Source organism: Lentzea xinjiangensis (assembly GCF_900110955.1).
GTDB lineage: Bacteria > Actinomycetota > Actinomycetes > Mycobacteriales > Pseudonocardiaceae > Lentzea > Lentzea xinjiangensis.
Genome location: NZ_FOFR01000018.1, coordinates 104,517 through 118,462 on the forward strand (window position 1 = coordinate 104,517; position 13,946 = coordinate 118,462).

Annotated in this window: 9 protein-coding genes; all 9 read left to right on the forward strand. The window is 70.0% G+C overall.

All coding sequences use genetic code 11. The features are described 5' to 3' along the window. The 9 genes from BMW88_RS30970 to ndk all read left to right on the forward strand — a co-directional run bounded on the left by BMW88_RS30970 (position 1) and on the right by ndk (position 13,465). A complete protein-coding gene (locus BMW88_RS30970; RefSeq protein WP_089957558.1) occupies positions 1 to 621 on the forward strand; it encodes a DUF3558 domain-containing protein in 621 nt (206 codons plus the stop codon). Beyond that, positions 618 to 1,892, forward strand: coding sequence for a PPE domain-containing protein (locus BMW88_RS41250; protein ID WP_143116343.1), 1,275 nt, complete (start codon positions 618 to 620; stop codon positions 1,890 to 1,892). The genes BMW88_RS30970 and BMW88_RS41250 overlap by 4 nt, the downstream gene beginning before the upstream one ends. Before the next feature lies 1 nt (position 1,893). Continuing rightward, entirely contained in the window at positions 1,894 to 2,592 is a 699-nt protein-coding gene (locus tag BMW88_RS30975; protein WP_177221487.1) for an ESX secretion-associated protein EspG, read from the forward strand. Between the two features lie 72 nt (positions 2,593 to 2,664). Continuing rightward, entirely contained in the window at positions 2,665 to 4,173 is a 1,509-nt protein-coding gene (locus tag BMW88_RS30980) for an alkaline phosphatase D family protein (RefSeq protein WP_089957563.1), read from the forward strand. A gap of 21 nt (positions 4,174 to 4,194) precedes the next feature. Continuing rightward, positions 4,195 to 5,436 (forward strand): hypothetical protein, encoded by a 1,242-nt coding sequence (locus BMW88_RS42295; protein WP_177221488.1) that lies wholly within the window; start codon positions 4,195 to 4,197, stop codon positions 5,434 to 5,436. Positions 5,437 to 5,530: 94 nt separating this feature from the next. After that, positions 5,531 to 10,930 (forward strand): pullulanase-type alpha-1,6-glucosidase, encoded by a 5,400-nt coding sequence (gene pulA / locus BMW88_RS30990; RefSeq protein ID WP_089957566.1) that lies wholly within the window; start codon positions 5,531 to 5,533, stop codon positions 10,928 to 10,930. 49 nt (positions 10,931 to 10,979) lie between these two features. Next, complete coding sequence (locus BMW88_RS30995) at positions 10,980 to 11,462, forward strand: MarR family winged helix-turn-helix transcriptional regulator (protein ID WP_218148260.1); 483 nt, start codon at positions 10,980 to 10,982, stop codon at positions 11,460 to 11,462. 55 nt (positions 11,463 to 11,517) lie between these two features. Continuing rightward, complete coding sequence (locus BMW88_RS31000; protein WP_089957569.1) at positions 11,518 to 12,960, forward strand: DHA2 family efflux MFS transporter permease subunit; 1,443 nt, start codon at positions 11,518 to 11,520, stop codon at positions 12,958 to 12,960. A 94-nt stretch (positions 12,961 to 13,054) separates the two neighbouring features. Beyond that, positions 13,055 to 13,465, forward strand: a complete 411-nt coding sequence (ndk, locus tag BMW88_RS31005; RefSeq protein ID WP_089957572.1) for a nucleoside-diphosphate kinase — start codon at positions 13,055 to 13,057, stop codon at positions 13,463 to 13,465. Positions 13,466 to 13,946: the final 481 nt, after the last annotated feature.

Here is a 13,946-nt window from a genome sequence, read left to right on the forward strand (position 1 = left end):
TTGCGCATCCGAAACATCGTCATCGGCGCCACCGCCCTCGTGCTGCTGGCCGGGTGCAGCACCGGCAACGGCACGACCGGCACGCCGACGGCCACCACCCAGCCCGCCGGCACCAGCACCAGCACCGGCACCGGCGGCGGAGCGCCCGAAGTCAAGAACCCGCTCGACGTCAAGGCGTTCGAGGCCGATCCGTGCAGCGCGGTCACCTCGGCCCAGATCGACGCGTACGGGATGCCGGGCGTCGCGGGCAAGGTGAACACCAGCTCTCCCGGTGCGTCGTGCATCTGGCTCGGCGCGAGCACGCCGGCCAAGGTCGCTCCCGGTCTGACGATCCTGCCGAAGGGCACCAACCTCGACTCGATGTACAAGAACAAGGACAACGGGACCTACGCCGTCTTCGAGCCGCTGGCCGATGTCCAGGGCTACCCGGCGGTCCTGACGCTCGCCACCGACCAGCGGTCGAAGGGCAACTGCGAGATCGCCGTCGGCGTCACCGCCGAGCAGGCGATCCTCTTCACCGTCCAGGCCATCACCGGTAGCTCCCGCTTCGCGGACCCGTGCGGCGCGGTCACCGAGTTCGCCGGTCTCGCCGTCACCACGATCAAGGCAGGTGCGAAATGACAGGACCCGCGCCCAGCTGCTTCACCCAGGACAACACCCGCGCCGACGGGTTCTCCGGGGCACAGATCTACAACCTGATGACCACCGGCCCCGGCACGGGCAGCGCGCAGGCGGGAGCCACCGCCGCCACCGCGCTGGAACGCACCTACGCCGGCATCGAAGCAAGGCTCAAGCGCGTCGGCGAGACCCTCGGCGAGTCGTGGACCGGAGCCAGCGCGGACGCCGCGCAGGCCGCGGGCAGCCCGATCAACCAGGCCATGATGCAGATGCAGGACGCGCTGCGCCAGGCCGACCACTCGCTGTCGAACCAGGTCTACCAGTTCAACTACAACAAGGGCCAGCTCAAGAACATGCCGGCGAGCAAGCCGGAGACCGGGTTCTGGGACGACGTGTCGCCGTGGGACACCGACACCGAGGACGCGGTCAACAGCTACAACGCCGAAGAGGCGCACAACCGCAAGGTCTACAGCGAGTTCCAGAGCGCCAGCAACACCAACCGGGGGGACCTGCCCAAGGAGTTCCCCGGTGTCACGGCCGACAGCCTGCAGGTCGAGGTCGTCAACACCGGGGGCGACGACGGGCGCGACAAGACCGCGGACGTGAACAACACGGGACGTCCCACCGGCACCCCGACGTTCCCGTCCTCGACGGGGTCCCCGCAGGGGACGACCGGCAGCTCCTGGACCGGGCCCGGCAGCCTGGGTGACCAGACCAACACGAGCTGGGTCGGTGGCGGCAACGACGGCACCGGCGGCACGAGGCCCGGTCCTGACATCGGCAACCCCGGTGGCAAGCCGCCCGCCGGCGGCGTGATCGAGCGGCCGCCGAACACGGGCCTGCCGCCCATCGGCCTGCCCGGCGGTCCCGGTCTGGGCGGTGGCGGCGGGCGCGGTGGCGGTGGCGGTGGCGCCGGTGCTGGCAAGTTCGGTGGTGGCGGAGCCGGCGGTGGCCGGTTCGGCGGCGGCGGCGGTGGCATTGGTGGTGTCGGCGCCGGCAGCGGCTCGGCGGCCCAGCAGCCCGGCGGCAAGGCCGGCGTGTTCGGCGGCATGGGCGAGAGCGGTCCGAACTCGGGTGCGCGTGGTGGCGCGGCCGCCGGTGCGGCCGGGCGGGCCGGTGCGGCGGGCATGGGTGGCATGGGTGGCCACGGTCAGAAGGGCCAGGGCGAGGACGACCTGGAGCACAAGACCGCCGACTACCTCATCACCGAGGAGAACACCAACGAGATCATCGGTGACATGCCGATGGTCGCGCCGCCGACGATCGGGGGGTGACGTGCTGCGGTCGTCCATACAGCTGTCCGACCTCGCGTTCGACGTGTTGTGGAAGCAGGAGAGGCTGGGGGCGTTCCACCCGGCGCTCTCCGTCGACTCGCCCGGTGAGACCGAGGACGAGCGCGCGGTCATCGAGCGCGACGTCATCGGCGAGCTGCGCAAGGTCGGGCTGGACCACCCGGATGTGCGCGGCACGCTGCGCCTGATCGCCAACGCCGACGCCGACTACTCGGCGTGGATCGCGGTGACGCCGAGCGAGACGCGGCCCGTCGTGGCCGCGGCGAGCTCGCAGCACGGCGTGCTCGCCGTGCACGACCAGGGGTTCGTGCAGCTGCACCCGATCCGTCCGGAGAACGCGCCGGAGGTCCTCGCGATGCAGCTGCCGGACGTGCCGCCCGGCAAGGGCGCGTCGATCAACGTGCACGAGTCGGAGCTCAACGCGCACCAGCCCGGCAGGGCGGCGCCGTCGATCACGCTGCGGCAGCTGCTCGCCCGGCCCCGCAAGGGCACGGCGAAGCTGTACGCGGCGAAGCGCGGCCCCGAGGGCAGGCAGCGGGCCAAGACCTTCCTCACCACGATCGACTTCGAGGACGGCCGCTGGCTCGTGGTCAAGTACACCGACCAGAACCGCCAGACGTGGGTGCACGCCACGCCCGCGTCGCGGCAGATCATCACGGACTGGCTCAAGCGCCTCGCGTGATCCACGCGGTGCGACGGTCGAAGTTCACCCGCGGTTTCAGCGCCGGTCAGACCCGGCGACTAGAAACCGCGCATGACCTTCGACCGTCGCACGTTGTTCAAGGCAGGCGCACTCGGCACGGCCGCGGCGCTGGTGCCCTCGGGCGCCAGCCTCGCCAGGACTGACCGCCCCGTCCTCACGCACGGCGTGCAGTCCGGGGACGTCACCTGGGACGGCGGCATCGTGTGGACGCGCGCCGACCGGCCGTCCCGGATGCTCGTCGAGGTGTCCCACGACCCGGAGTTCCGGTTCGCCCGGCGCATCCGCGGCCCGCTGCTCACGCCCGAGACCGGCGGCACGGGGCACGTGCGGGTCAACCACCTGCTGCCCGGCCGGCCCGTCCACTACCGCGTCACGGCCGAGGACCTCGACGGCCGCACCCGCAGCGAGGCCCTCACCGGCAGCTTCACCACCGCTCCGCTCGGCCGCGACGAGGTGCGCTTCGTGTGGTCCGGCGACGTCGCGGGCCAGGGCTGGGGCATCAACCCCGACATCGGCGGCATGCCGATCTTCAAGGCGATGGCCGACCGCCGGCCCGACTTCTTCATCCACAGCGGCGACAGCGTCTACTCCGACAACCCGTTGCAGCCGGTGGTGACGCTGCCGGACGGCCGCGTGTGGCGCAACCTCGTCACGCCGGAGAAGTCCAAGGTCGCCGAGACGCTCGACGAGTACCGCGGCCAGTTCGCCTACAACCTGCTCGACGAGAACGTGCGGCGCTTCGCCTCCCAGGTCCCCACCTTCGCGCAGTGGGACGACCACGAGGTCACCAACAACTGGTACCCCGGCGAGGTCCTCGACCTCCCGCAGTACACCGAGAAGCGCGTGGACGTGCTGGCGCAGCGGGCTTTCCAGGCGTTCCACGAGTGGATGCCGATCGACCGCAAGCGCGCTGTCGACGGCCGGGTCTACCGGAAGTTCGCCTACGGCCGCAACGTCGAGATCTTCGTGCTCGACATGCGCACCTACAAGGACCGCAACACCTCGCCCAAGGACCAGCCCGGCGTGGTCCTCGGTGCCGCGCAGGCGCAGTGGCTCGTCCGCGAGCTGTCCCGCAGCACCGCCACGTGGAAGATCATCGCGGCGGACCTGCCGATCGGGCTCACCGTGCCGGACGGCACCGACATCGAGGGCGTCGCCAACGGGCTGCCGGGTGCGCCCAACGGCCGTGAGCACGAGATCGCCTGGGTGCTGCGGGAGCTCAAGAGGCGTCGCGTCAAGAACACCGTGTGGCTGACCGCGGACGTCCACTACACCGCGGCACACCACTACTCGCCGGACCGCGCGGCCGTGGGCGACTTCGACCCGTTCTGGGAGTTCGTGTCCGGACCGCTGCACTCGGGCGCCTTCGGGCCGAACGCGCTCGACCCGACGTTCGGGCCGCAGGCCGTGTTCGTGCACGCGCCGCCCGCCGCCAACACCACGCCGCTCGACGGGTTCCAGCACTTCGGCGAGGTCGAGGCCACCCGGCACGAGCTGACGGTCTGGCTGCGGGACGCGACGGGCGCCTCGCTGTGGTCCAAAACGCTCAGGGCCGCCTGACGACCGCCGTAGGGTCGACGGGTGCCCATCTCGTTCGACACCACCGGCTTCCACCGGCTCGACCAGAACACCTGGCAGCACCCCAGCGGTGACCAGGCCGAGCTGACCTACTACGGCCTGGTCCCCGACCTGCCCGCGGGACTGGACGACCTGCCGAAGCTCCGGCACGACCTCGCCCTGGTCCACGGCGAGAGCGGCTGCCTGGTCGAGGCGCACGTCGTCCAGCTCGACGGTGTGCCGGCGCTGCTGCGGATCGTCAAGGTGCCGCTGCCGAACCAGCCGAACGGCCAGGCGTTCATCTGCTCGTTCACCGTTCCCAAGGCGAACTGCAGCGCCGTGCTGCAGCTCGGCGCGCTGGAACGCGGTATGACGGGCGCGCGGGAGGCCGTGCTGGCGGCCGAGATCGGGTTCGGGAACTGGGTCAGGCCGCACCCGTACGCGCCGGAGCTGGAGGGCAGGCTCCCGTTCCACGCGGGCGACGACCCCCGTTACGACGCACGGTTCCCGGACCACCCGTTGTCGCGGGTGCGGGCGTGGGCGCACCACGTCGTCCGCACGGCGCGGCTGGACCCGCAGTTCGCCGCGCTGCCGCCGTTCCAGGTGCAGGCGCCGCCACCCGTCGCGCCGGGGCAGACCCTGGTGACCGCACTGCCGAGCCTGCCGGTCAAGGACTTCGTCGGCCTGCAGATCGGCGAGGAGACGACGTACTGGCGGATGACCGATCCGAAGCTGGGGGAGATGCTCGGCCGCGGTCTCATGGGCCGGTCACCGCTCACGGACACCAGGTTCCGCGACATGCTCCTCATCGACGTCGCGACCGGCGAAGCGATGATCCCCGACCGCTTCACCACCGACGGCAACATGACCGCGCACGGCACGCACCTGGTGCAGGTCTCGTTGTCGCAGGCGGATGCCGAGCTCTCCGACGACGACGTCGTGGACGCGTTCAAGTGGGCCGGCCGGATGTGCGGCGAGGCGGCTGGCCGCGGCGAGCACCTCTCCCTGGAGCCGATCCAGCACCAGGGGGAGCAGGCCGACCCGCACGTCCTGCTGGCCGTGCGGCCGCACGAGGGGCAGCGGGTGGTCATCGCCCAGTTCTCGCCGCCGCCCGCCGGGGGACCGTTCGCGGGCTCGCCGAGCCGCAGCGCGCCCGCGACGGCGGAGTCCGTCGAGGGCATCGGCGTGATCGCCGGGATGGCGGCCAACGAGTGGCGCTCGCACCCCCTGCGCCTGGCGATCACCTACCGGCGTTCGACAGGCTGATCGCAAATATTTGCAGTCCCCGACGTATTGTTTCCCGCTGTTTGTCGTGGTTTCGTGCAGCAACCCTGCAAGAAGTTGCGACAAGGAGGTCGCGATGCGTCGGGTCGTCGCCGCGCTCGCTGCACTGGTTCTGCTGCCCCTCACACCGGTCCAGGCCGTTGCCGCACCACCGCAACGGCTGGCCGTGGGCGAGGTGGTGGACATAGCGCCCGGTGTGCGCGACGGGGACGCGCGGCTCGCGTTGCCGCCCCGGCGCGACGACCTGCGGGGTGAGCGCTTCTACTTCGTCATGCCCGACCGGTTCGCCAACGGCGACCCGCGCAACGACCGGGGCCGCTCGACCACCGCCGAGCACGGCTTCGACCCCGCCGACAAGGGCTTCTACCACGGCGGTGACCTCCAGGGCCTGCGGCAGAAGCTCGACTACCTCGACGGCATGGGCATCACGGCGATCTGGATGACGCCGATGTTCCTGAACCGCTGGGTGCAGGGTGACAGCGCGGGCTACCACGGCTACTGGACCGTCGACTTCACCCGGCTGGACCCGCACTTCGGCACCACGCAGGAGATGCGCGACCTGATCAGGGACGCGCACCGGCGGGGCATCAAGGTCTTCTTCGACATCGTCGCGAACCACACCGCCGACGTGATCAAGTACGCCGAAGGCAAGACGCAGTACGTCTCGACCGGTGCGCAGCCGTACCTGGACGCCGACGGCAAGCCGTTCGACATCGCCGAGTACGCGGGCCGCAAGGACTTCCCGAAGCTCGACGCGGCGAAGTCGTTCCCGTACACGCCGGTGAAGGACGGCCCGACGAAGATCCCGTTCTGGCTCAACGACCCCACGCTCTACCACAACCGCGGCGACTCGACGTTCTCCGGCGAGTCGAGCGAGCAGGGCGACTTCTCCGGTCTCGACGACCTGATGACCGAGCACCCGCGCGTGGTCAACGGCATGAAGGACATCTTCACGGGCTGGATCGACACGCTCGACATCGACGGCTACCGCGTCGACACCGTCAAACACGTCAACCTGGAGTTCTGGCAGGCGCTCGCACCGCACGTGAAGCAGTACGCGAACCGCAAGGGCAAGAAGGACTTCTTCGTGTTCGGCGAGGTCTTCGACTCCTCGCCCGAGAACACCTCCAAGTACACGACCACCGGCAAGATGCAGGCCACGCTGGACTTCCCGTTCCAGAGCGGCGCCGTGAGCTTCCTGTCCGGCAAGGGCTCGGAGCGGCTCGGCGAGGTGCTGCTGGACGACGACCGGTACACCGACGCCGACTCCAACGCCTCGTCGCTGCCGACGTTCCTCGGCAACCACGACATGGGCCGGGTCGCGTGGATGATCCGCAACGACCGGCCGGGCATCTCCGACGCGGAGCTGCTGGAGCGGCTCAAGCTCGGCAACGCGCTCATGTACCTGTGGCGCGGCAACCCGGTCGTCTACTACGGCGACGAGCAGGGCTTCGCGGGCACCGGCGGCGACAAGCTGGCCCGCCAGGACATGTTCGCCTCCAAGACGCCCGAGTACATGGCGGAGAAGCCGGTCGGCAGCGACCGCACCGGCGCGCAGGACAACTTCAACACCGCCCACCCGCTGTACCAACAGCTCAAGGCCCTCGCGGCGCAGGTCGACAAGGACCCGGTGTGGCGGGACGGCAACCAGGTCCTCCGGTACGCGGACGGGGACGTCATCGCGTTCAGCCGCATCCTCGGCCGCGAGCACCTCGTCGTCGCCAACGCCGGCACCTCGCCCGCGACCGTCACCGTCCCCGTGTCGTCCTCGGGCTTCGAGAACGCGCAGGTCCAGAACGGCCGCGTCACGGTGACCGTGCCCGCGCTGTCGTCGACGGTGCTCAAGGGGACCGGCGACGTCGCCAAGCCGAAGCCGTCGCCGACGTTGGTCGCCCCGGCCGCCGGAACGGTGCTGGACGAGCGCGTCGAGCTCCGCGCGGACGGCATCAGCGCCCCCAACGCGGCGGCCACGTTCGTCGCGCGCGTCGAGGGCACCCGCGAGTGGACCGTGCTCGGCACCGACGACGCCGCTCCGTACCGGGTCTTCGCCGACCTGTCGGCACTTCCGGGCGCCACGGCCGGCAAGCGCGTCGAGCTGCGCGTGGTCGCGAAGTCCGGCGAGATCGGCGCGGACGGCGCGTTCGTCTCGCTCGTGGCCGCGCCGCCGCTGCCGGACCCCGGCACGAAGAACCCGGACTGGCTGGTCGTGCACTACGCCCGCGACAACTACGACGGCTGGGGCCTGCACGTCTGGGGCGACGTCGAGACGCCGACCGAGTGGAGCGCTCCGCTGCCGTTCGCGGGAGAGGACACCTACGGGCGCTTCGCGTGGGTGAAGCTGAAGCCGGGGGCCAAGGCCGTCGGGATCATCGCGCACAAGGGCGACGAGAAGGACACGTCCGTCGACCGGATCGTCGACCCGAGCGTCACGCCCGAGGTGTGGCTGAAGCAGGGCGACCCGGCCGTGCACCCGTCCGAGCAGGCGGCCACGGGCAAGGCGGTCGTGCACTACATCGGTGACGCCACTGGAGCCGTGGTGCGCGTGGCCGGACGAGGCGACGTGCCGTTCACCAACGGCGTCGCCGAGCTGCCGCCGACCACCGACTTCTCCGTCGTGCGCGGCACGACCGCGGAGGCGACGGGCAAGTTCACGAGCGGCCACGCGTGGGTCGCGAACGGCGAGGTGCACGCCACGAGGGCCGCCGCCGAGAACCGGGCGGTGATCCACTACCACCGCGCCGACGGCGACTACACCGACTGGACGATGTACCACTGGACGGGCTCGGCCGAGCCGTCGCCGGGCTGGAACTCCTCGCGCGTGCCGGACGGGCGCGACCAGTTCGGCGTCTACTGGTCGGTGCCACTCGCGCCGGGCGCCGCCGGGCTGAGCTACCTCCTCCACCGCGGTGACACCAAGGACCCCGGACCCGACCAGTTCCTCGACCTGGGCCAGAAGGGGCACGAGGTGTGGCAGTTGCAGGGTGACGAGACCTACCTGCTCCCGCCGAACGCCGGTCCTGCCGCCGATGACGACCTGTCCAAGGCCAAGGCGATCTGGATCTCCAAGGACAGGGTCGTCTGGGACGTGCCGGTGGTCCAGTCCGACGGCTACCGGCTGGAGTACGGCTCACGGGTGCTGCGGCTCTCGCCCACTACCGAGGAGGTGCCGGCGCGGTTCCCGCACCTCAAGGGCAAGCCGGTGTTCGCGGTGCGCGGGTTCGCCGACGAGGCGTTGCGAGACAGGCTCTCCGCCGTCCACGTCGACGCGGGAGGGGCGATCCGGCACCGCACGAGCGTGCAGATCGCGGGCGTGCTCGACGACCGCTACGCCGCCGCGGCGACGAAGCTGACGTTCGGGCCGGAGTTCCACCGCGACCGCGCGTCGGTCCGGCTGTGGGCGCCGACCGCGCGGAACGTGAAGCTGCGCCTGTTCGACGAGCCGTCCGGTGAGCCTCGGAAGGTCGTGCAGCTCGAGCGCGACGACGCCTCGGGTTCGTGGTCCGGGCACGGCAACTGGAAGAACAGGTACTACCAGTTCGAGGTCACCGACTGGCAGCGCACGGTCATGGTCACCGACCCGTACTCGGTGGCGCTGTCGGTGAACTCGACGCACTCGCAGTTCGCTGACCTCGAGGACGGGCGGACCATGCCGCAGGGCTGGTCGAAGGACGTCGCGAAGGGCATGGGCGGCGCGATCACCGAACTGCACGTGCGCGACTTCTCGATCAACGACCAGTCCGTCCCGGCGGCGGATCGCGGCACCTACAAGGCGTTCACGCACCGCGACTCGGTGGGCATGAAGCACCTCGGGACGTTGGCCGCCGCGGGCATGGACACCGTGCACCTGCTGCCCACGTTCGACATCGCCACGATCCCCGAGAAGCGCTCCGAGCAGGCCACCCCGGCCTGTGACCTGCCCTCGCTGCCCGCGGACTCCGACCGGCAGCAGGCGTGCATCGGCGAGGTGGCGGCGAAGGACGGCTTCAACTGGGGCTACGACCCGTTCCACTACGACGTGCCCGAGGGCTCGTACGCCACGGCCGACGCGCAGAACGGCTGGGCACGCTCGAAGCAGTACCGCGAGATGGTGAAGTCGTTGCACGACAACGGCAACCGCGTGGTGGTGGACGTCGTCTACAACCACACGGCGGCCTTCGGCGACGCGCCGACGTCCGTGCTGGACAAGGTCGTGCCCGGCTACTACCAGCGGCTCAACCTCGACGGCTCGGTCGCGAACTCCACGTGCTGCGCGAACACCGCGACCGAGAACGCCATGATGGGCAAGCTCGTCGTGGACTCCGTGGTGCGGTGGGCGCGCACCTACAAGGTCGACGGGTTCCGCTTCGACCTCATGGGCCACCACCCGAAGGCGAACATCCTCGCGGTGCGGGCCGCGCTCGACGCCCTGACCGTCGAGCGCGACGGCGTGGACGGGCGCAGGATCGGCCTCTACGGCGAGGGCTGGGACTTCGGCGAGGTCGCCGGCAACGCCCGGTTCGAGCAGGCCACCCAGGCGAACATGGCCGGGACGGGCGTGGGCACGTTCAGCGACCGCCTCCGCGACGCGGTGCGCGGCGGCGGACCGTTCGACGACGACCCGCGCGTGCAGGGCATCGGCTCCGGGCTGGCCGGGGACGTCAACTCCTCGCCGGCCAACGGTGACGTGGCCGCACGGCTGGAGAACTACAGCGACCTGGTGAAGCTGGGCATGGCGGGCAACATGGCGTCGTACCGGTTCCGGTCCACGGCCGGACCGGTGGTCTCCGGCCGGGACGTGACGTACAACGGTGCGCCCGCCGGGTACACCGGACAGCCGCAGGAGGCGATCACGTACGTCGACGCGCACGACAACGAGACGCTGTTCGACGCGTTGACGTACAAGCTGAAGCCTTCGACGTCCGCCGCGGACCGGGTGAAGATGCAGACGGTGGCGCTGGCCCCGGCGCTGCTCGGGCAGGGGCGGCCGTTCGTGCACGCGGGCACCGAGTTCCTGCGCTCGAAGTCGTTGGACCGCAACAGCTACGACTCGGGCGACTGGTTCAACCCGTACGACCCGTCGTTGCGCGACAACGGTTTCGGCCGCGGTCTGCCGCCCAAGGCCGACAACGAGTCGAAGTGGCCGTACGCGGCACCGCTGCTGGCCGGTCCGAAGCCCTCGCCGGCGGACATGAAGGCGTCGCTGGACGCGACGCTGGAGCTGCTGCGGATCCGCCAGTCGTCGCCGCTGTTCTCACTCGGGTCGGCCGACCTCGTGCAGCAGAAGGTGTCGTTCCCCGCCGCCGAGCCCGGCGTGATCGTCATGCACGTCGACGACACGGCCGGGCCCGACGCCGACCCCGGTCGCCGCGGTCTGGTCGTGGTGATCAACCCGTACCCGGCGGACCGGGCCGTCGCACTGCCCGCGGGCGACTGGAAGGCCCTGACCAGGGAGAAGAAGGTGGGAGCGGCGCGCTCGGTCGTGGTGCTCGAGCGATAGTTCCGTGAAGAAATAGTTTGCTTCTGGATTAGTTTGGTAGCTTGGGCGCATGGGCACGAAGGGGTGTACCGACCTGATGATGCTGCTGCATCGGACGGGTCACGCGCTGGAGACCGAGCTGACGGCGAGGTTCGCGGAGATCGGGCTGACTCCGCGAGCCCGCTGCGTGTTGTCCGGCGCGCTGGACGCCGACCGCACGCAGTCCGAGATCGCCGACCTGATCGGCATCGACAAGACGACCATGGTCGTCACGATGGACGCGCTGGAGCGCGCCGGGTACGCCGAGCGCAAGCCGTCCCCTTCGGACCGCCGCGCACGGGTGATCGTGGTGACACCGCTGGGCCGCGAGATCGTGGCGAAGGCGGACGAGTTGTACGAGGAGATCGTCACCAGCGTGCTGGGTTCGCTGCCGGGCGACGAGCGCGATGGCCTGGTGAACGGCCTGGCCAGGCTGGTCGAAGGCCGCCTGAGCGCGGTCGTGCCGTGTGAGAAGCCACCGCGCAAGCGCGCGCTGCGCCAGGCCATCGGGTAGTAAGCCATCAGGCAGTAGATAGTCTCATAAAAAACTATCTGCTACGGTTCCTCTTATGAACTCAGGGGGACCGAAGACCGACTCGCGCTGGCTCGCGCTGATCGTGCTGTGCACAGGGATGTTGATGATCGTGCTGGACCAGACGATCGTGAACGTCGCCCTGCCCGCGATCGACGAAGACCTCAAGTTCGGCCAGGCCGGGCTGGCCTGGGTCGTGAACGCGTACCTGATCGCCTACGGCGGTCTGCTGCTGCTCGCCGGCCGCCTCGGCGACCTGATCGGGCACAAGAAGGTGTTCCTGATCGGCCTCGGCGTCTTCACCGTCGCGTCGCTGCTGTGCGGCGTGTCGGTGAACGCCGAGATGCTGATCGTCTCGCGCTTCGTCCAGGGTGCCGGCGGCGCGCTCGCCACCTCCGTGACGCTCGGCATGGTCGTGACCATGTTCCCGAAGCCCGATGAGCAGCGACGCGCCATCGGCGTGTTCAGCTTCGTCGCGGCGGCAGGCGCGTCCCTCGGCCTGTTGCTCGGTGGCGTGCTCACGGATGCCATGTCGTGGCACTGGATCTTCTTCGTGAACATCCCGATCGGCATCGTGGCGGCCATCGCGGCGGTGCGCCTCGTGCCCGACTCGGTCGGGCTGGGACTGCGCGAGGGAGCGGACGTGCTCGGCGCGCTGTTGATCGTCGCCGCGGTGATGCTCGGCGTCTACACCATCGTCAAGGCGGAGCACTACGGCTTCGGCTCCGCCCACACGCTCGGCCTGGGCGCCGTCGCCCTGGCTCTGCTGGCCGGTTTCGTGCTGCGCCAGCGGACCGCCGCGAAGCCGCTGCTGCCGCTGCGGGTGTTCAAGTCCCGCAACGTGACCGGCGCGAACCTCGTGCAGATCTCCATGGTCGCCGGCATGTTCGGCCTGTTCTTCCTCGACACGCTCTACATGCAGCTCGTGCTGCAGTACACGCCGTTGCAGATCGGCTTGGCGTTCATGCCCGTCGCCGGTGCGATCGCGGTGTTCTCGGTGTCGCTGTCGGCGCGCCTGAACACCCGGTTCGGCGAGCGCAACATGCTGATCGTGGGCCTGCTGTTCATGCTGACCGGCATGGTGGTGTTCACGCAGGTGCCGGTCGACGGCTCGTACCTCGCGCACATCCTGCCCGCGGTCGCGCCGCTGGGCGTCGGCCTCGGCCTGTCGTTCCCGGCCCTGATGTCGCTCGCGATGTCGGGCGCCTCCCACGACGAGGCGGGTCTCGCCTCCGGTCTGGTGAACACGACCGCGCAGGTCGGCGGCGCGCTGGGCCTGGCCGTCCTCGCGACCACCTCGACCACGTACACGTCGTCGCTGCTCGCGTCGGGCGTCGGCCGGTTGGAGGCGCTGACCGCGGGCTTCCACCTGGCGTTCTGGATCTCCGCCGTGCTGGTGGCGGTGGCGCTGGGACTCGCGGTGTTCGTGCTGCGGCAGGTGGACGTCGACCGCGAGGCGCAGCCGGTGCTCGTGCACTAGCGATCCGCTGCTTCACGCTGCGCACGGCGGAGGGTGTGGCGTTCGCTACCCTGTCCGCACATCCCGTACCTGGTTTTCAAGGAGTCACACCGTCGTGTCCGAGCGCACCCTGGTTCTCGTTAAGCCCGATGGCGTTGCCCGTGGTCTCGTCGGCGAGGTGATCGCCCGCATCGAGCGCAAGGGGCTGAAGCTCGCCGCGCTGGAGCTGCGGACCGCCGACCGTGCCACCGCCGAGCAGCACTACGCGGAGCACGACGGCAAGCCGTTCTACAACGACCTCGTCGACTTCATCACCGGCGGGCCGCTGGTCGCCATCGTGGTGGAAGGCGTCCGCGCGATCCCCGCCTTCCGCCAGCTCGCCGGCGGCACCGACCCCGTCGAGAAGGCCACGCCGGGCACCATCCGCGGCGACTTCGGCCTCGAGGTGCAGTACAACCTCGTGCACGGGTCGGACTCGGCGGAGTCGGCGGAGCGGGAGATCAAGATCTGGTTCCCCAACCTCTGACGGATCTTCCTCCGATCGCTCTTCTTCGATCTTGTCGGACCCTGTGGGTAGGTTGAGTCGCAGGGGGTCCGCGGAGTGGGGGGACGCCTGCGGGAGCGTGTTCGCTTCTCGTTCTGGGCGTCCCCCCTTTTTGTTTGGGTGTTTGCTCGTGGGTTGAGCTTTTTGTTGGTGGGCTTGGGTTTTTGGGTCGTTGGTTGGGTTGGCGTGGGTTGCGGTTGGCGGGTTGGGTTCCTGTTTCAGGCGCGGGGCTTCGCCCCGGACCCGCCAATCTGATCCAGGACCGGCCAGCGCCGTTGGCGGGTTGATGGCACGCCTGTTGGTTTGGGCGGCTTGCTGTTGCGTGGGTGCTTGGGGTGTGGCGTGGTCCCGGCACGAGTCGCACCAGAGGCAGCCACACCCGAGGGGTCAGGTCAAGTCGACGAGAAGCGTGTCGACTTGACCTGACCCCTCGGGCGCGGCAAAGGCTTCGGCACGACTCGTG